Genomic DNA, 18,359 nt, shown 5'->3' on the forward strand with positions numbered 1-18,359 from the left:
AGTTCTCCAGTTTTTATTTAAGCGGACAGATTTTGTTATTTCTCTTTTGGAGGGGTGTTTTCCCGCACCACCCGCAAAGCCCAGACACTGGCGGGAATCCAGCCGATCAAAGTGGCTTGCATAATGAGCGCCACTAAGGCCCCTCCAGGGTTATCATCGAGAAGCAAAACTATCCAAGGGAAAAAAACGGCCAGAAAAAACCAAAACAGTCGATTTAGCATCGTTCGTTTACCTATTATCGAATTGAATGACTCGCATTGTCCGATTCAGAATCGGAACTTACTTAATTGTAAATACATGCCTAATGCAGCAAGTTGGTTTAGGTGCAACTAAACAGGACTGCTCCAAAAAATGCATGCTTAAAGTATATATCTCTTTAATATGATTTTCATAGGCCTGTCTGGAAATCACTTGGCTTTATGCGTGGATAAAGGCTTGTGCAATTTAGTATCAGAGGACTATGAGAGGCTTGCAAATGCCAAATAAACACTGTACATTGTATGCGCATTTTTCAAGAATCATTATCCATAAAATGGCAAGCTGCAGCCTCACTAATTGTGACTTTGTGCTCACTGGCTGTTGCCTTGTTTAACATTATGGCTCCATCAAAACAAAGGTAGTAGCATGAGAAGGCAAGAACTTCATCCTCGCACAGCGGTAATTAATAAAACGCAAAAAAATAAATCCAAAAAAGCCCGGAATGAGGCCTTATTGTGGCTTGCAGCTACTTTCCCTCACGTTTTTGATAACTCACTTAGAATTCGTCCATTAAAAATAGGGATTATGGAAGACATATTGGTCTATGCCGATAAAGCGGCGGAGCATGGTATTTCAAAAAGTAAATTACGCGAGGCGGTGGTTGTATTTACCCGTCGTATTGATTACCTGGCCTGCTTGAAAGCTCGGGAAATGCGTGTGGATTTGGAGGGAAATCCCGTTAGCATGGTCAGTGAGGAAGAAGCCGAACGTGCTGCTACAAAAATTCGAAAGCGCATTGAGAAAAGTGCTCGAAACGCTCGCAAGCTTGCACCTGCAAAAGGACAGCCTTTAAATACGTCTTCAGCATCCCAAATCACGGAATCGATAGCCTATTTTCCTGAGCGGGCACCAGCCTTCAGCGTGCAACATGCCGCAGCACCAGCTCGCCCTGCCGTGGTAATCAAACACAAACCTTCCCGACAGTTCGATCCGGATGCCGTTGCCAGATTGAAAGAAAAATTAGGTTTGTCGCGCAAATCCATCGAAACAACGGATTAAGCTCCTATGGGAACTTTGCTTGATTTATAAATCAAGCAAAGGCGTTTAATGGTTTTTTAATAGCACAACCTTAAGTTCGGACAATTTGCAGGCGATTCGTGCCGCCTGGCTCCCCAATTTTATGGCCTCGGGTTAACAGTACGAAGCTATTGGGTTTCAACAAGCCTTCTTTAATCAAGCATTGGATAATGCTGTTATCAATGTCTTGATCAAAAGCATAGTAATCCAAATAAATTGGAAAAACATTATTCACTAAACTTAACTTGCCTACAGTATAAGGGTTTGCCGTTACTGCATAAATAGGAACCAAACTATGTTGTCGCGACATCCAGATGGGAGTGGCCCCTGATTCAGTTAAAGCGACAATGGCTTTAATCGGAAAATGATTGGCAGCATGCATGGTTGCCATTGCAATCGTCTGATCGGCACGCTGAGGGTGACAGCTTTCATTATCAGCATGATAGAAAAAGCCAGCATGTTTTTCAGCACTGCGGCAAATTTTATCGACCATAGCAACGACTTTGATTGGGAAGCTGCCGGTAGCCGTTTCTGCGGAAAGCATCACGGCATCTGTGCCATCTAAAATCGCATTAGCCACATCCGATACCTCAGCCCGAGTAGGTTGTGGGTGGTTAATCATGGATTCCATCATTTGCGTTGCGGTGATGACAACTTTGTTCAATCGCCTTGTTTGTTCAATAATCCGCTTTTGCATCGCAGGCACTTCAGCAGGCCCAACCTCAACAGCCAAGTCTCCACGAGCAACCATGATTGCATCAGCGGCATTGATGATTTCAATGAGGTGTTGCAACGCTTCGGTACGCTCAATTTTGGCAATGATGGGAATGTCTTTTCTGCCGCATTGGGCCAGTAACTCTCGAGCTTCCTCAATGTCTTTCGCGTCTTTAACGAAAGACAGGGTAAGATAATCAACGTCTAGTTCAACAGCCGTTTTTAAATCATTTTTGTCTTTATCCGTTAAAGCCCTTGCGGCAAGACCACCCCCTTTACGGTTAAGGCCTTTATTGCTGCGTAAAATTCCACCCTCGATGACTTCACAATAAATTAAAGGTGCTGAGATGTGAACCACTTTAAGCTCAAGCATGCCATCATCGAGAAGCAAATGATCGCCTGCTTGCAGCTCAAAACATAAATTTTGATAAGCAACGGAAACGGAATGCTCATCACCAGGCTCATTACTTTGACAATTGAGAATAAATTGCTGGCCATTTAGCAATTTAATTTGCTTCTCAAGAAAACGCCCAATGCGAAGCTTTGGCCCTTGCAAGTCTGCCATGATGGCAAGAGGGCGATTCAGTTTGCGCGCGATTGCTCTGGCATCTTGAACAGTTTGTTGCAGGCTGCCATCCACATGAGAAAAATTAATACGCAGAACGTCGACACCAGCATTGAGCAACTCGGCTAACGTTGCTGAATCGCTACAAGCTGGACCCAAGGTAGCTACAATTTTAGTTCGACGCATTGGCACGCTCTTCTAAAATGGCCACAGCGGGTAAGGTTTTACCTTCTAAAAATTCTAAAAAGGCGCCTCCCCCTGTTGAAATATAAGAAATTTGCTGAGTCAACGCGTATTGATCAATGGCTGCCAAAGTATCGCCGCCACCCGCAATTGAAAACGCGTCGCTGTCGGCAATGGCAATGGCAATGGCTCGGGTGCCGTAAGCAAACTGTGGAAATTCGAAAACACCGAGCGGACCATTCCAAATGATTGTTTTCGCTTCATGAATAATATCTACGTAATCACTGACAGTATTTGGTCCAATATCCATGATCATGTCGTCAGCCGCTACACTGCCAAGTGCTTTGTTAAAGGCAGGGCAGTTGTCTGAAAATGTTTTACCCACAACAACATCCGTCGGTAAGGGGATCTTGCAGCCTTGCTCGGCGGCTAATTTTAAAATGAGTTGCGCTTCGGGAACTAAGTCCTCTTCATAGAGAGAAATGCCAATTTCATAACCTTGTGCCTTGAGGAAGGTATTGGCAATCCCACCACCAGGAATTAGGTAATCCACCATCCCGACCAATTGTTTCAGCAAACTTAATTTGGTAGAGACCTTCGCCCCCCCAACGATGGCGACGATGGGTTTTTCAGGTTCTTTTAAAACATGTTCCAGGGCTTCAAGCTCACTAACGAGCAAAGGACCGGCTACGGCGACAGGAGCAAATTTCGCAACCCCATGCGTGGAAGCTTGTGCACGATGAGCGGTACCAAAGGCATCCATTACAAAAATATCACACAAGCCAGCCAGTTTTTTAGCCAGGGCGTCATCATTCGCCTTTTCGCCCACATTAAAGCGAACGTTTTCGCAAATGACCAGCTCTCCAGGGTTGACGTTCACTCCATCCAAATAATCGCTAACAAAATGAACAGGATAATCCAAATTAGCCGCCAGATAATCGGCTACAGGCTGCAAAGAAAATCGTTTCTCGAATTTCCCTTCTTCTGGTCGACCCAAATGGGAAAGAACCATCACAGCGGCATTTTCATCAAGAGCAGCCTGAATGGTTGGTAAAGCGGCTCTTAATCGTTGGTCGCTGGTGATGATCCCATCTTTGATAGGCACATTTAAATCTTCGCGAATCAGCAAGCGTTTGCCACTTAGGCTTATCTCACTCATTTTAATCAGATTCATTACGCCATCCTTAACGAGTCATCATGCATTGAGCTGTATCCAGCATTCGATTGGAGAAGCCCCATTCATTATCGTACCAGGCAACGACCTTAACCAAGTTTCCAAGCACTTTCGTTTGAGTGGTATCAAATATGGCTGACGCAGGATAGTGATTGAAATCACAAGAGACTAAAGGTTCTTCGCAAATGTGCAAGATATCATTCTTGGCCTTACGCATGATGTCATTGACTTCCTCAACGGTGGTTTCGCGTTTGGCTGAAAAGGTAAGATCAACAACCGATACATTAAGCGTCGGAACACGCATGGCAAAACCATCCAGTTTGCCAGCCAACTCCGGCAACACAAGCCCAACAGCAACAGCAGCACCGGTTTTGGTTGGGATGATGGATTGGGTCGCTGAACGGGCACGCCGCAAATCGCTGTGGCTGCCGTCTAGAAGCATTTGATCTTTGGTGTAGGCGTGTACGGTATTAACCAATCCATGCTCTACGCCTATGGCATCATGCAAAGCTTTCACAACCGGAGCTAAGCAGTTTGTGGTACAGGAAGCATTGGACACAATCACATCGGTTGCTTGCAAGCTATGGTGATTCACCCCATAGACGATGGTTGCATCAGCATTTTTTCCTGGTGCTGAAATCAGAACCTTTTTTGCGCCAGCATTAATGTGTTTCATGGCGGCTTCCCGCTGGGTGAAATAACCGGTGCACTCAAATACTAAGTCAACGTCGAGTTCTTTCCAGGGTAAGGCGTTGGGATCGCGTTCTGCGATGACTCGAATGGCATGGCCGTCAACAACTAAATGGTTATTTTCTACTTCAACACGGCTGCTGAATCGACCATGTGTTGAATCATAACGGGTCAAATGGGCTGTTGTTTCTATGCCTGCCAAATCATTGATGGCGACAATTTCAAATTCATTTTGACGCTGATACTCATAAATGGAACGTAAAATACAGCGGCCAATGCGGCCATAACCATTTATTGCGACTCGTATGGTCATACTACTTCTCCGAATTACTGTGACTCGCTTGGCGAATCAGTTTAATAGTGTTTTTAAAGCGGAAATCAGGTGCTCAGCGGTGATGCCTAAATATTGAAACGCATCAGCGGCTGGTGCAGAAACTCCAAAGCGGTCAAGGCCGATAACCTGCCCATCCAAACCCACGAAGCGGTACCAGTAATCACTGGCCGCAGCCTCAATAGCTACTCGCTTGCGAACAGAATTGGGCAAAATTTTTTCCTGATAATCCTCATCTTGAGCTAAAAATCGTTCACAACAGGGCATTGAGACCACACGAATTTTTTTGCCCAAGCCAGTCATATATTTTGCCGCCTCGAGTGCCAAATGAACTTCTGAGCCTGTCGCCAGTACAATGGCATCGGGAGTGCCATCGCAATCGCTAAGCACATAGCCGCCTTTTTTGATGCACTCAGCTTGTCCTTCCTGGTGAGATAAAGACGGTAAATTTTGTCTGGATAACAACAGAGAGGAGGGGCCGTTGTGGCGTTCCAAGGCCTGCTGCCAAGCAACGGCAGTCTCCATTAAATCAGCCGGACGCCAAACATGCATATTCGGAGTCATGCGCAGCATGGCAGCTTGTTCAATGGGTTGATGCGTCGGGCCGTCTTCTCCCAAACCAATGGAATCATGGCTAAATACATAAATGACACGTTGATTCATTAGGGCACTAAGGCGAACGGCATTGCGTGCATAGTCTGCAAAGACTAAAAAGGTGCCGCCATAAGGAATGATTCCCTGATGCAGGGCCAACCCATTCATAATGGCTGCCATCGCAAATTCACGGACTCCGTAGTGAAGGTAATTCCCGGAAAAATCTTTGGCGGTAATGACTTTGGAGCCGGACCAGTCGGTGTTGTTTGACCCGGTTAAATCAGCAGAACCACCCAGCATTTCTGGCAAAATTTTAGCGAATACTTCAATGCATTGTTGCGAACTTTTGCGGGTAGCCTGCGCTTTATCCTGCTGACGGCAGGTTTCAATGAAAGTCGCAGTCAAACTGTCCCAGTTATCCGGCAAATCACCGTTAACGCGACGAAGAAATTCATGATAATCGCGTCTATGTTCTTTTTGATAATGATCACAGCATTTAAGCCAGAGAGTCTCATCATGTTGTCCTTGCTCTTCGTGATTCCATTTGGCGTAAACCGCATCAGGAATGACAAAAGGAGGATGGGGCCAGTTGAAATGTTCACGGACTTTTTTTACACCCTCAGCCCCTAAAGGCGAACCATGGCTTTTCTCTGAACCAGCAACGGAAGAGCCATAGCCAATAATTGTTTTACAAATGATTAAGCTTGGTTTGCTGCTCTCTTGTCGTGCTTCTTCAATGGCATTTTCAATCGCTGTGCAATCATGGCCATCAATAGGCCCAATAACGTGCCAATGGTAGGCTTTGAAACGGCTGGCTGTATCGTCGCTAAACCAGGAGTCCACCTGACCATCAATGGAAATGCCGTTATCATCATAGAAGACGATTAATTTTCCAAGGCCAAGGGTGCCAGCCAAAGAGCAAGCTTCATGGGAAATGCCTTCCATGAGACAGCCATCGCCAGCGAATACATAAGTGTGATGGTTGACCAGTTCTAAACCAGGGCGATTAAATTGCGTGGCCAATAATTTTTCTGCAATGGCCATTCCCACTGCATTGGCAAGCCCCTGACCCAGCGGGCCTGTTGTTGTTTCAACTCCCGGTGTGTCGTGCTCCGGATGCCCAGGTGTTTTTGAGTGCAGTTGGCGGAAATTTTTAATCTCATCAATGCTTAAGTTATATCCAGTCAGGTGAAGAAGGGAATAAAGTAGCATTGAGCCATGGCCATTGGATAAAACAAAGCGGTCGCGGTCAAACCACGATGGATTTTTGGGATTGTGTTTGAGAAATTTTTTCCAAAGAACGCTGGCAATTTGCGCCATGCCTAAGGGCATTCCAGGATGTCCTGATTGGGCCTGCTCTACTGCATCGATACTTAAAAAACGAACAGCATTGACTAGATCATTGGAAAGGCTCATAAGTACTCTTAGGCTATCAATCAAGGGCTCCTATTGTCGCTCAGAAGGGTTTAATCAGCAAGCTGCAATCCATCTATTGTAGTATTAGTGGACAAAAAAATGGGCTGTCGTATAAAAAATAAGTAAAAAAATATTTAAATTTTACTTTTTGTCTATTTTTTGGGATCATTGAGCACTTTCATTGGATTTTTAAATGATAATATGACAGCGGTTTTGCAACGATTGCATGCTCAGCTTGGTTATGATTTAAAGGAAAGTGCAGTAACCCATAACTCGCAATGGGAGTTTACCTCATTCCTTAACCAGCAAAAGAGTCCGTACTTTGAGATTTTGCTCAAAGAACACGTCATTTTAAATATTGAATACAGCATTTATTGTACAAAACTGGCCAATCGCTTGCTTGGTCAAAAACCCATTGCTGATAGCGAGGAAATTACCGAACAAGTCGCAGCGGCGCTGGTGATGGCTGAATTGTTGGCCCATCTTTATCGCCACTACCTTAGCGTCCCAAGGGAAGTGAAACGCCTAGAAGACGAAAAAAAAATTTACTGCAGTTTTTTGCGGAAAAGAGGTTATCAATTCCCCTCCCAGCAAGAATTAATCCCGTCACCTGGTTTTTTTGCTCAAAAAGTGAGGGATACTACTGCTTTTTTTAATTGGCCGAGGCTTTTTTCAGGAAGAATAAGGCGCGTATTTACCACAGTAGTTTTAATTCCCCAGATACAAGAACTTCAATATTTCAGCCGCTTTGTCTTATTTGCTGATCGATACGTCAATCCGGCACTCACCTATTTTTCATGGCTCTTTTATGTGCCCAGATTAGCAACGAACCTCTTTCTCTTGCTGAAGCATTTAATTCCCGGAAAATGGTGGATGAGTGAGCAAGAAAGATCCCTGTCCTGGCAGCTGCGCTTACACCTGCAAGTGCAACGGCGCTGGTTTGAGCTTGGGAATGATGGCATTTTTTTCACGAGCGGCTTACTGAATTGCTTTGTGCTGACTGGAGCCTTGGCCCCAATTGCCATGTATGTGATCATTGCTTTGTTTCTTTTCGATGCTTTATGGACGGGTCTGCGTGCCTACGTAGAATTAGGTCGTCTAAACCATTTGGAAAATTATTACGCCGCTAAAAGGAAGGAGCTTGAAGCAAGGATGGCTTCCCCAGCTGAGATAGCTGAATTAAGCGTCTACCAGGAAGCCTTAAGGGAGCGTGTGCTGTTTGAAAGAAGCCGTCTTTTGTTACCCGTTATGAGTAACACCGTTCTTTTCATCAGCATGTTGCTGGCACTGCCTTTTCTGACTACGCCCATTCTTGGCTTTATTGGTGCGATGCTTGTGGCCACCGTCACCTGCGTTGCCTTTATGCGAACCCAGCAACTTGAGAAAATTAGGCCGGCCAATCGCATAATGGAGCTGTCCCAACCTAAATATGGCATCGTATCAGAAGGATTTTTCCCTTGCCCCAACCGCTCTTTGAACCATGTCGATCCCGAAATTAAAGAGCAGGACTCGGCTTTGGTGTTGAAACAATAGATTGAATCCATGGAGTAGGTTTTCATTCGATGCTATGCTATTGCTTTTGCCAAATGGAGCAGGTTATGCAAAAGCAATTGCCTTCATTTAATCACCTTGATATTGAAAATTTCGTACACGATCTTGATGCACTTCTGCAAGACAATCTTCAGAAAATCCACTCACTGACTAAAGATAACCGCAGCTTTACCTGGGACAACCTGATGCAACCCCTCGAAGACATGGATGATGCCTTAGAGCGCTTTTGGTCACCATTGTCCCACTTGCATGCAGTGGTCAACTCCAAATCATTGCGCGATTGCTATCAGGCTTGCCTGCCTAAACTTTCCGCTTACGACGCCGCGATAGGACACAATGAAGAGTTATACCAAGCCATCAAATCCTTAGACAAAACACAGTTAAATTCAGCGCAACAAAAGATTCTTAAAGACACGTTGCGTGATTTCGAATTGTCTGGTGTAGCCTTATCCAGGGAAAAAAAAGAACGTTTTGAAGCCATTCAAACCCGCCTGTCGGCATTATCAAACCAATTTGAGAATAATGTGCTGGATGCGACGCAGGATTTTAGTATCCATCTTGAATCAGAGGAATCGCTGACAGGTTTGCCCGAACATGCGCTTCATACGGCCAGGGAGTTGGCTGAGCAAAAAGGCCTCAAAGGCTGGGTGTTTAACCTTGAGTTCCCTTGCTACCTGGCGGTAGTTACCTACGCCGACAATCGCAGCCTGCGCGAAGACATGTATCGGGCTTATATTACCCGGGCTTCCGATGAGGGACCTTCGGCGGGCAAATTTGATAATTCCAAAGTGATTGATGAGATTCTTAGTTTGCGCCATGAAAAAGCCGTACTGCTTGGATTTCAAAATTTTGCTGAGTTGTCCTTAGCGACTAAAATGGCTGAATCACCTAGCAAGGTTTGTTCCTTCCTTGAAGACTTGGCGGCCAAAGCCTATGGCCAAGCCAAAATTGAATTTGAGAAACTCAAGCAGTTTGCCGAAAAGGAATTTGGTTTTAAAGATTTAGCTCCCTGGGACATTGCCTATTTGTCCGAGAAGAAAAGGCAAGCACGCTATGCGATTTCGCAAGAGGATTTGCGGCCTTATTTCCCACAAAGTAAAGTCATTGATGGTTTGTTTGCCATTGTCAACAAACTGTATGGCATTCGCCTTGAGCCAGTTTCAGGGGCTGAAGTCTGGCATGCGGATGTGACTTGCTATGCCATTTTCGATGAGCAAAATGAATGCCGCGGTTACATTTACGTTGATTTGTTTGCGCGGCCCCATAAGCGGGGAGGGGCCTGGATGGACTCTCTACAAAGCCGTCGCGCAATGAATGGCAGGACTCAAGTGCCAATCGCCACATTAACGTGCAATTTTGCAAAACCCTCTGCGGGGAAAAAAGCCAGCTTGTCCCATGATGAAGTACAGACTTTATTTCACGAATTCGGCCATTGCCTGCATCACATTTTGACTCGCGTGGATTATTTAAGCGCTTCCGGCATTAATGGCGTGGAGTGGGATGCGGTTGAACTCCCCAGCCAGTTTTTTGAAAATTGGTGCTGGGAACAAGAAGCTTTGGTGCTTTTGGCAGAGCACGTCGATACGGCTGAGCCCTTGCCTAAAGACTTATATGAAAAAATGATTGCCGCCAAAAATTTCCAGTCCGCAATGGCCATGATGCGCCAACTGGAGTTTTCCTTGTTTGATTTTCGCATCCATCAGGAGTTTTCTGCGGGGCAAGAGCATTTCGTGCAACACATCCTCAATGAGGTGCGAAAGCAATGCACCGTGGTCCCTGTCGTAGCCTATAATCGTTTTCAACACAGTTTCACCCACATTTTCGGCGGCGGTTATGCTGCTGGTTATTACAGTTATAAATGGGCTGAAGTGCTGTCTAGCGATGCTTTTGCCCGTTTTGAAGAGGAAGGGATTTTCAATGAAAAGACCGGCCGAGACTTCCTGCACTGCATTTTAGAGGCAGGCGGTTCAAAACCCGCATCGGAAGCATTCGCATGCTTCCGCGGCCGGCCAGCTACGGTGGATGCTTTGCTGCGACACAATGGCATACAGCAGTAAGCAAAAGGTCTTGGCTTGAAAAAATTAAGCCAAGACCATATTTGTCGGTGTAAATTGTGATATAATAAAGTTGTACAAGGGGGCGACCTGGCTTCGACGTGGGTTGCGAAACCTGATGTGCATGCCGAGAAGGAGCACTCTCGTAAATCAGTCTCAATAAACATAAATGCAAACGAAGAAGACTTTGCTGGTGGACAAGCTATCGCTGCGTAATCAACGATAGTAAAGCTACCAAACGTGCGCTGCCATAAAACCAGCGCCCCGTTGACCGAGCCCGCTTATCGGTATCGAATCAACGGTCATAAGAGATAAGCTCGCATCTTAGCCCGTCCCGAGTTAAGTTGTTAAATTAAGGGAATCGCCATGAACGATCCTGCCTGTCGGAGAGGTCATGGTTAACTTAAAAGACAAGGCTAAGCATGTAGATCTGACGGCAGAGGATTTGCGGACGCGGGTTCGATTCCCGCCGCCTCCACCAATTAACTAATTGATTTATATATAATAAATCAATTTAATCTTCAAGTAGCGGCACCAAAATCTAAAAATAACCTCATAAACATATATTATAATTAACTAGGGCTTGTAGTTCTTTTTGCTCAATTCTCTGATGACTACTGGCAGTAGCAATTGGGCTATTGTTGAGCAATGCGCTTGAACGCATCTCTATTGTAAGGAGAGACTAATGTCTAAATCTTATAAAAGAGGTCGTGATGCAAAAACAGGGCAATTTATACCTGTAAAAGTAGCAGAACGACGAAAGTCTACAGCGATTGTGGAAACAGTAAAGAAAAAAAAGTAATTAAATTATAATTGCTTCTACAAGCCCGCTTTTAAAACATAGCTTAAAATACATTCATCCTAAATGACGACTCCAATCGTGAACTGGGCGGTATCCCGATTGCGAGGAACTCTCGGGTATCCATCGACCATAAGTTTTAATGACCATTTCTACGTCTACATGACCTAATTGTTTAGATACCCACATGATTGTTTTCTCCTTGAAACTGGATCATAGACGCATAAGCATGCCGGGGCTGATAGGTATTACGATAACGAATGCCAGCTCGTTTTAAAATATGCATCCATTGTGTGCGGCGAATTTACTGTGAGGTTTCCCATGGTTTATGTGTTTAAGGGTTATAAAAAACTCTTCCTTTATAAACAAAAGTGTATTGTTTTTGTTGTTCTAACGCATCTAGAGCTGGGGGCAATAACATCACATCACTAATGCCTGCTTCTGTCTTCGGACCTTTTGCTTCTTTGGCAACCGATGGTTTCCTCTACATGAATGCTCTGGTTTTTTCCAATCGATGTCTTCCTATCTCAAGCCGATCAACTCCCGAAACGCGTAGCCCTGTGAAAAAAGCAAATTGAAATAAAAGCCGTACTTGCCCTTCAGATTCACTTAATATTGCCTTTATCTCATCAACACTGAATGGATCAGGCTTGTAATCACTTTTTTTAGTTTCGTTGTTAAGTAGCTTATCAACAATAATGCTATGAGCGGATTTTCTTTAATATATTGGTCTACAAGAGCTTGTTCAATAATAGCACGCAGAGGGGTGAGAATATTTCCACTGTTTTGGTGGTGCACTGTAAGCCTCTCATCCATTTTCTAAGCATGGCAGGTTGTAAGTCCTGTATTTCCACTTTATCAAATATAGGGAATAGGTGTCCTTCACGCTTGTAACCTCGATAAGTACTTGCCTCTTTTGTGGGTTTTGCTCTGCTAAAAATTCACGTAGCAATTCACCGATAGTGATTTTTGACTGAACATGTCCAAAATATGAGCGCGTTTTGAGTTCGGGAAGTAATCAGGGTAAGAAAAATTACCACGTTCAATCGCATTTTAAATCTCACCCCTTAATCGCTCTGCATATTTGATATTGGCAGCAGTAGCCTCGATTTTCAGGGTTTCAAAACAACGGACCCCTTTATAATAAAAGCTAATTCTTAGCGTTGTTTTGTCTGGAAGGCCACCTCTGTGTATGCGGTATTGTTATTTCATGCCATTTACATTTTGTTCTTGAAGTTTGCCATCTGGCTGCCCGCCTCTTTATTCTGGAAAATGCAAGAACATTACACGCAGGTACTGGGTAGGGATTTTTTATACCTGATAAAAAGCTCTTTATTTTTATGGGGATGTGCGGTTCTCCCGATACGTTTTGCGAGTCCGGCAAATCATAAATACTACGGGTATATCTTCTGGGTATCTTTGGTTGCGTTTTGCTTTTTGGATATGGGCTGGTTAAATATGCACAAAAATACCCAAACACCCAGATCGTGGTGCCTTTGCTCATCCTCGGGCTGCTTTGTATTTTTTATAGTTGGCTCTCTGGGCTATAGCGAGAATTGAACACATAGAAAGCCCTATCCAATCAGACAGACATCTTTTTAAATTTCAGTTGCCACAAGTCCTAAAGAACGATGGCAAGACATTCAATATCATCACATGCTGTTTTGTTCCAGTATCGTCTTTTTTATCGCGTCCAAAACCACGGTTGCCAAATTCATTTCTATTGGATTTTTGACCATCAATGTTGGGGGTATTGTCTTTTCATTGGCCTACCTTGCTGCAGATATGATGACGGATGTTTATGGAATTGAACGCACCAAGCAGATGGTGCTATTTGTTATTTTCTGCAATTTACTGCTTGTCTTTGATGTTTGGGTAACCAATATGCTGGCGCTTGGAGAGAACGAACTGTACCGAGCGATACTGCACAATCAGGCGCGAATGTTCATTGCTTCTGCCACTGCCTTCTTTCTGGGTATGACCATCAATTCCACCGTTATTTCACTTATCAAATCCAGACAACGGAAACGGGTATCTCGCTGAAGAAAGAATTTATCACCATCGTTTGGATACGAATCGCCACTTCATCAGCATTTGGAATCATCATCGATGTGAGCTTGTTTCATTGGTGGCGTTCTATGGAATTGTACCGACTGATAAATTGGCGAGTGTCATTGTTTTTGAGGATGCCTATACATATCGTATGAAGTCTTTCTCGCACCCGTGTCCATCCTGATGATATATTTCCTCAAAGTGAAGCAGAAGGTTGATATTTATGATGAGCTATCCAATTTAAACCCATTCAAAATAGACACCAATTACAAGGCCAACGCGAATAAGTTTGCTGAAAACTCTGAACCTTGTCCTATGTGTGCGGTGCATTTATTGGGCAATGATCCCTAAAGTAGTTTATGGTTCTTCCATTTCATTTTTGCATGATCTGTTTGGACGGCAAATTCAGGTTGGGGAGAAATTTTGTTTAAGACGCCTGATTTTTATAGTTGTCATGTGATTAGGGGGTGATGCAGGAGGAGTGTAATCAGTTATTTAATGTAGCAAAAAAATTGAGAAAGTTGAACGAACCTTAATTTGTCAGGGGTTGTCATCAAGCACTTTGGTTTTTAAAAGGAGTTAGTATTGGACCTTAAAACGCAAAACATAGTTCATATAGTAATGGCAGTCACATTACTTTTCAGCAATATAACTCATGCCAAACGCATGTTTATGTTGGGGAATGTAACACCACATCTAAAGATCTTGAATAAACCAGCGCCTGAGATGTCCGCAGTTGGGCCAACTGATTTTGTAGTTTTTAATGGATTAATAGCAGTTCTGGATAGTGACAACCATGCAATTTCATTTTTTAACTACCGGGGCAATTATATCAAACGTATTGAATTACCTTCGGGATACTATCAACGACTAATAAAAGATAGAGATGGCGTGCTATTTGCGTTTGCTAACAATGGGTTAACAACCAGAATCGTAAAAATCAGTAACAAGCAATTCGAGCAAAAGGAATTGGATATTAATTTCGACAGTTTAATTTCAAGAGCTGTTATTGATGATTTCGGGTTGTATTTTGAAAGCGTAAGCCCATTGAATTTGAACACCCTAAGTGAGCTCTCGAATTGCCCTTCTTGCCTGCTGAAGAAGGAAAAATCTAGACTTTCTCAGAGTAAGAAACAAAGAATTGCTCGGTCATGTTTAATTTGTGAGCCCCAAGAAGTAGACGGTCCATTAGTTAAAGGCCAAGATTATCAAATAGTGTATGAAGGAGTTAATGGTCAGAAGCCCTCCCTGATTATTGGTGAACAAAAGATTAAACTAAATCATGCGGCCATGAATGCGGGCACACGGATTGAGCAGATTGATGCTGATGGTACTGTATGGGTTAGGGAATCAATTTTTTTCGATCGCTACACTGTTGCAGCTTATTTATTAAAAGTTACTGCCTCCGGGGAGTTGAAGGCTGTTTTTCGATTACCTCAAATCCCAGTTGATGACTATGTAGTCCATTCTATTGCGATCAACGATAAGGGAGAGGTTTGGTTTATGAGTGGACAGCCAAAGGGGTTGGCTTTTGATTTAATTGAGCCCTTACCTGAAAATAAAAAACGCGAATTCATCGAGCCGCACAACTTATCAGCTCTAGAAAATGCAAATTGCCCCACGAACACAGATAATCAAGTACCACACCAATTAAATGATGAACCTTGCCAATCAAGAACAGATGTATTTATTCGTGCAATAGAATATCTTTATAATTATCAGTGTTATATTAGTCACGCAATTGAAAATGATCCCAGTTGCCCAGGTCGAGCTATTCCCCCTTATTTAGTAGGTAAAGAATCACAATGCATGTTCTCAGTGAGCTACAGTTGGGGCGGTTTTGATTCAGTCAATTCATTTAATGAAAAAATTACTCGCATAAAAGCGGGCAATGTAAACACAGCGATTAATCCTTTGCCCTCCTGCACTGCAGGTGTAGATTGCTCGGGGTTTATCTCAAATTTATGGGGGCTTAAGACAAAATGGAACACAGGTCAAATCTTTGAGAAAACAAGTCCCATATATATTAAGTGGATGAAAACGGGGGATGTCTTTGTTAAGCCCGGCGCTCATGTTATTTTATTTGTCACCCAAATTAATGATGAACTATCTACTATTGAATCTGTTGTGCGTCCCGGGCTAGTTATTTCAAGTCAGCATGAGCTTGGGTGGTTCGTACAGCATGGGTACTTTTCAAGAGTAGCCTTTAATGCTTGCGAAGAATAGCAGTTTAGTTTAAAGAAAAAAATATACACTTTTTTTTGAACTATAAAAATAGATATTGCACTCAAGGACGGAAAGTTACTTGTTAGGTAGAGAAAACAGACAATCTTAATCAGATTGTCTGTCAATGATTATACTATTTGTGTTTATCGTTTGTGGAACCTTGAATTTTTCTATCGTTATAAACGATTTAGTATTTTCATAACATATAACGACATAATACGATAAAATTTTGAGGGTAAGAGTGTGAAAAATTTAAGGATACTACTTTTTTATGTGGCATTTTGTCCTGTTATTGCCCACGCCGATTTATTGGAAAGCATGAAAACGTATTTGCATAAGCATAATATTACTTCTTGTGATCATTATCTTACGAAGTATTTTACATCACCTGCCATGCGTGTTATTTCGTATCATGAAATGACCACCACACATGGCCCATATGCCATAGTTAATTTCGATATATTTATTGATAGGAAAGATGTTCAATTTTCAACTCATAAATCCTTCATGGTAAGCCAATTTGAAAATATATGCTCGTTTGAGTTTTTTTCATCATCTGTTTGGGATATGGGATGTAATAGCGTTTTGAAGCTACCTTTTAATGAAACAGAGAAAAAAACGTATGGTTGGAAAAAGATGAAAAACTTCAATGTAAGCCGCCAGAAGGCATTTTATGGCAAAGAAGAAGACGGCACTGACTATAGAAGATTTTATAAAGATGTGTGGACAAAGGATGGAGATATATGTTTGGAAGAAACGCATGGAGTTTTCAGCGGAAAAAAAAGGTAGGAATTTTATCTGTGAACTGTTACTGTTGTCCAACAATTTTTGGAGTAGCTCAACCAAGTTGATCCGTCTTTATTGATAGGAAATGCCTTATTTTTTATTTGATTCAATATAAAGTCAGCGAAGGATTCAATTATTCATTTATAGATCATTTCTCCGGTCCAAATTACTATTGACCACAACCAGACCCAAATATTTGAAATACTGAGTTGTGGTTTTTCATTTTTTAGGTCCTGATTATTTTCCAGAAGATTGGTTTTTTCGGTAAGTAATGTATTTCTATTAATTAAATCTTGTATATTACTGAGCAAAATCAATGGCTCTTTTTTATCGTCAACTGATGAGAAAAAAGCAGCGGAACCATACTCCATTTTCAAATACAAATTTGTCAATTTCTCGTTTTTACTAAGAGCCTTATTGATTTCATTAAGTTGTACTTGATTTTTTGCGATAGCTTTAGATGCGGTTTCCACAGGCTTGTAGGCCAGTTCAATTAATTTATTCACATCTAGCAATATAAGACTGAATGAAACAAATAAGACTAAGTGAAACAACCCCAAAGTAGGTGCTATTTTTTTGCATCATTCATTCCTTAATCCTAAAAATAATTTTTCCCTGTAGCTTCGAATAAGTCCATATATGAGTTATTTTCTTAAATCAATTTATAAGAGAAATCTAAGGCACCGAGAATGGTAGCTTTATTAAATCTATTCATACCCGATTTTATGACTAAACCACCCCATTCAATATTACCCCGAGTATTCACTCTGCGCTTCTTTCAATATCTCCAAAGCCAAAGACCTCTCACACCGAGCAATCAACTGCTTTTCCTTCTCAATTGCATACTGATGCAGAGACATCTGGCGAGATGGTTTTTATTTCTGTGAGTACGGCTTTACAACCAGAATTAAGCACGGATGCATTTGCCTTGAAAATAACAGATAACAGTATGATGCCTGAAATTAGAGTCAATGATTGGTGATTAAGCCTTCTGTTTTACCAGAACCGGGTGATTTTGTAGCAGTTAAAATCAGTGGTAAGTCAGAAACGCTGATATGTCAGTATAAAAAATTATCTTATACCTCGGCAGAATTTGAACTGCTAACATTAAATGATAATTGGCCAAATATTAAAGTAAATGATGATATTGATGTTAAAATTATCGGTGTTCTAGTTCAGAATCTTAGATGTTATAAATCTCCCATGATTAAGTCATAAGATATAAATTAGCAGTTTTATCGAGATAATGTTTTACCTGCTTCCAGTTGGGGCTAACCTGACTTAATAAACGATAAAACTTATCGCTGTGATTATGTTCAGAGTGGTGGCATAGCTCATGGAGTATCACGTAATCAATACATGCTGTCGGTGCTTTAATGAGATGAGTATTAAGTGTTATTTTTCCATTAACTGCACAGCTACCCCATCGGGAGCGCATCGCTCTTAAATTTATCGTGGGGCGTTCTTTTATCCAAGGGGCTGTCAATAGAAGTTGATCTAATCTTTTGCTAAAAAACTCAAAACCTTTTTGCTTATACCAATCTGACAATAGTTGGCGTCTATGCTCTATATTCCTTGCGGCAATAATTTGAAGTTGACCGCGTACTAATTTGACTTGCGGTTTGGCTTTTGAATCATTAATCACTTTGAGCAAATATTTTTTACCTAGATAATAATGACTTTCGCCGCTTATATATTGTCGAGGAGTAATATATTCTTGTTGAGATCTGAATATACGTAATTTGTTATACACCCATTTTGCGCGTTTATTTACAGCCACAATAATTTCGTCATGGGTTGCGGATGGAGGTGCAAAAACAATAACCTGACAATCAGGTTTGACTTTAATTGTGATGCGATGGACTTCTTGACTTTTGGCTCGAAGCTCAAAAGGAATTTTATCTATCCCGAATGTAATATAGGATGTGTCTGTAGACATCGATTATCCT

General features: G+C 42.3%; 17 protein-coding genes and 1 other RNA gene. 8 read left to right on the forward strand and 10 right to left on the reverse strand.

Annotation, left to right across the window (positions count from 1 at the left end; genetic code table 11):
* Positions 1-35: 35 nt before the first annotated feature.
* Positions 36-221, reverse strand: a complete 186-nt coding sequence (locus tag EL203_RS00790; protein WP_058471445.1) for a hypothetical protein — start codon at positions 219-221, stop codon at positions 36-38.
* A 403-nt stretch (positions 222-624) separates the two neighbouring features.
* Between EL203_RS00790 and EL203_RS00795 the strand changes: the two genes are divergently transcribed.
* Positions 625-1,257, forward strand: a complete 633-nt coding sequence (locus EL203_RS00795) for a ProQ/FinO family protein (RefSeq protein ID WP_058471444.1) — start codon at positions 625-627, stop codon at positions 1,255-1,257.
* 70 nt (positions 1,258-1,327) lie between these two features.
* On the opposite strand, the gene pyk is transcribed toward EL203_RS00795, so the two are convergent.
* Genes pyk through tkt form a run of 4 tightly spaced genes read right to left on the reverse strand, consistent with a single transcriptional unit; the run spans position 1,328 to position 6,942 of the window.
* Positions 1,328-2,740 (reverse strand): pyruvate kinase, encoded by a 1,413-nt coding sequence (gene pyk, locus EL203_RS00800; RefSeq protein WP_058471443.1) that lies wholly within the window; start codon positions 2,738-2,740, stop codon positions 1,328-1,330.
* Positions 2,727-3,911 (reverse strand): phosphoglycerate kinase, encoded by a 1,185-nt coding sequence (locus EL203_RS00805; RefSeq protein WP_058471442.1) that lies wholly within the window; start codon positions 3,909-3,911, stop codon positions 2,727-2,729. The genes pyk and EL203_RS00805 overlap by 14 nt, the downstream gene beginning before the upstream one ends.
* 10 nt (positions 3,912-3,921) lie before the next feature.
* Positions 3,922-4,914, reverse strand: a complete 993-nt coding sequence (gap, locus tag EL203_RS00810; protein WP_058471441.1) for a type I glyceraldehyde-3-phosphate dehydrogenase — start codon at positions 4,912-4,914, stop codon at positions 3,922-3,924.
* 36 nt (positions 4,915-4,950) lie between these two features.
* Positions 4,951-6,942, reverse strand: coding sequence for a transketolase (gene tkt, locus EL203_RS00815; protein WP_058471440.1), 1,992 nt, complete (start codon positions 6,940-6,942; stop codon positions 4,951-4,953).
* A 201-nt stretch (positions 6,943-7,143) separates the two neighbouring features.
* On the opposite strand from tkt, the gene EL203_RS00820 reads away from it, so the two are divergent.
* The 3 genes from EL203_RS00820 (at position 7,144) to ssrA (ending at position 11,028) form a co-directional block, all read left to right on the forward strand.
* A complete protein-coding gene (locus EL203_RS00820; protein ID WP_058471439.1) occupies positions 7,144-8,475 on the forward strand; it encodes a hypothetical protein in 1,332 nt (443 codons plus the stop codon).
* Positions 8,476-8,540: 65 nt separating this feature from the next.
* On the forward strand, positions 8,541-10,550 hold the full coding sequence (locus EL203_RS00825; RefSeq protein WP_058471438.1) for a M3 family metallopeptidase: 2,010 nt from the start codon (positions 8,541-8,543) through the stop codon (positions 10,548-10,550).
* 78 nt (positions 10,551-10,628) lie between these two features.
* Positions 10,629-11,028: a transfer-messenger RNA gene (gene ssrA, locus EL203_RS00830) on the forward strand.
* Positions 11,029-11,403: 375 nt separating this feature from the next.
* On the opposite strand, the gene EL203_RS14630 is transcribed toward ssrA, so the two are convergent.
* Both EL203_RS14630 and EL203_RS14715 read right to left on the reverse strand, forming a co-directional pair.
* The gene (locus EL203_RS14630) at positions 11,404-11,535 is read right to left on the reverse strand and encodes a hypothetical protein (RefSeq protein WP_259637624.1); all 132 of its coding nucleotides are present in this window, start codon (positions 11,533-11,535) and stop codon (positions 11,404-11,406) included.
* A gap of 864 nt (positions 11,536-12,399) precedes the next feature.
* Positions 12,400-12,540 carry an Arm DNA-binding domain-containing protein gene (locus EL203_RS14715; RefSeq protein WP_122224971.1) on the reverse strand — a complete coding sequence of 47 codons (141 nt, stop codon included), beginning with the start codon at positions 12,538-12,540 and terminating at the stop codon, positions 12,400-12,402.
* 462 nt (positions 12,541-13,002) lie between these two features.
* On the opposite strand from EL203_RS14715, the gene EL203_RS14540 reads away from it, so the two are divergent.
* From EL203_RS14540 to EL203_RS00860, 3 genes are all read left to right on the forward strand, one after another.
* Entirely contained in the window at positions 13,003-13,389 is a 387-nt protein-coding gene (locus tag EL203_RS14540) for a VUT family protein (RefSeq protein ID WP_232003981.1), read from the forward strand.
* A 594-nt stretch (positions 13,390-13,983) separates the two neighbouring features.
* The gene (locus EL203_RS00855) at positions 13,984-15,624 is read left to right on the forward strand and encodes a hypothetical protein (protein ID WP_058471436.1); all 1,641 of its coding nucleotides are present in this window, start codon (positions 13,984-13,986) and stop codon (positions 15,622-15,624) included.
* A gap of 243 nt (positions 15,625-15,867) precedes the next feature.
* Entirely contained in the window at positions 15,868-16,413 is a 546-nt protein-coding gene (locus tag EL203_RS00860) for a hypothetical protein (protein WP_126320072.1), read from the forward strand.
* 134 nt (positions 16,414-16,547) lie between these two features.
* On the opposite strand, the gene EL203_RS00865 is transcribed toward EL203_RS00860, so the two are convergent.
* Together EL203_RS00865 and EL203_RS14720 are read right to left on the reverse strand one after the other, a co-directional pair.
* Positions 16,548-16,916 (reverse strand): hypothetical protein, encoded by a 369-nt coding sequence (locus EL203_RS00865; RefSeq protein WP_126320073.1) that lies wholly within the window; start codon positions 16,914-16,916, stop codon positions 16,548-16,550.
* A gap of 146 nt (positions 16,917-17,062) precedes the next feature.
* Positions 17,063-17,176: a conjugal transfer protein TraD gene (locus EL203_RS14720; protein WP_233435786.1), complete on the reverse strand. Its 114-nt coding sequence runs from the start codon at positions 17,174-17,176 to the stop codon at positions 17,063-17,065.
* Positions 17,177-17,388: 212 nt separating this feature from the next.
* Here EL203_RS14720 and EL203_RS14500 point away from each other — a divergent pair, with 212 nt between their 5' ends.
* Positions 17,389-17,628 (forward strand): LexA family protein, encoded by a 240-nt coding sequence (locus EL203_RS14500; protein ID WP_058471433.1) that lies wholly within the window; start codon positions 17,389-17,391, stop codon positions 17,626-17,628.
* Here EL203_RS14500 and EL203_RS00880 read toward each other — a convergent pair.
* A complete protein-coding gene (locus tag EL203_RS00880) occupies positions 17,618-18,349 on the reverse strand; it encodes a M48 family metallopeptidase (protein ID WP_058471432.1) in 732 nt (243 codons plus the stop codon). The genes EL203_RS14500 and EL203_RS00880 overlap by 11 nt on opposite strands.
* Positions 18,350-18,359 lie beyond the last annotated feature (10 nt).

Origin of the sequence: Legionella jordanis (genome assembly GCF_900637635.1) — a bacterium.
Lineage (GTDB): Bacteria > Pseudomonadota > Gammaproteobacteria > Legionellales > Legionellaceae > Tatlockia > Tatlockia jordanis.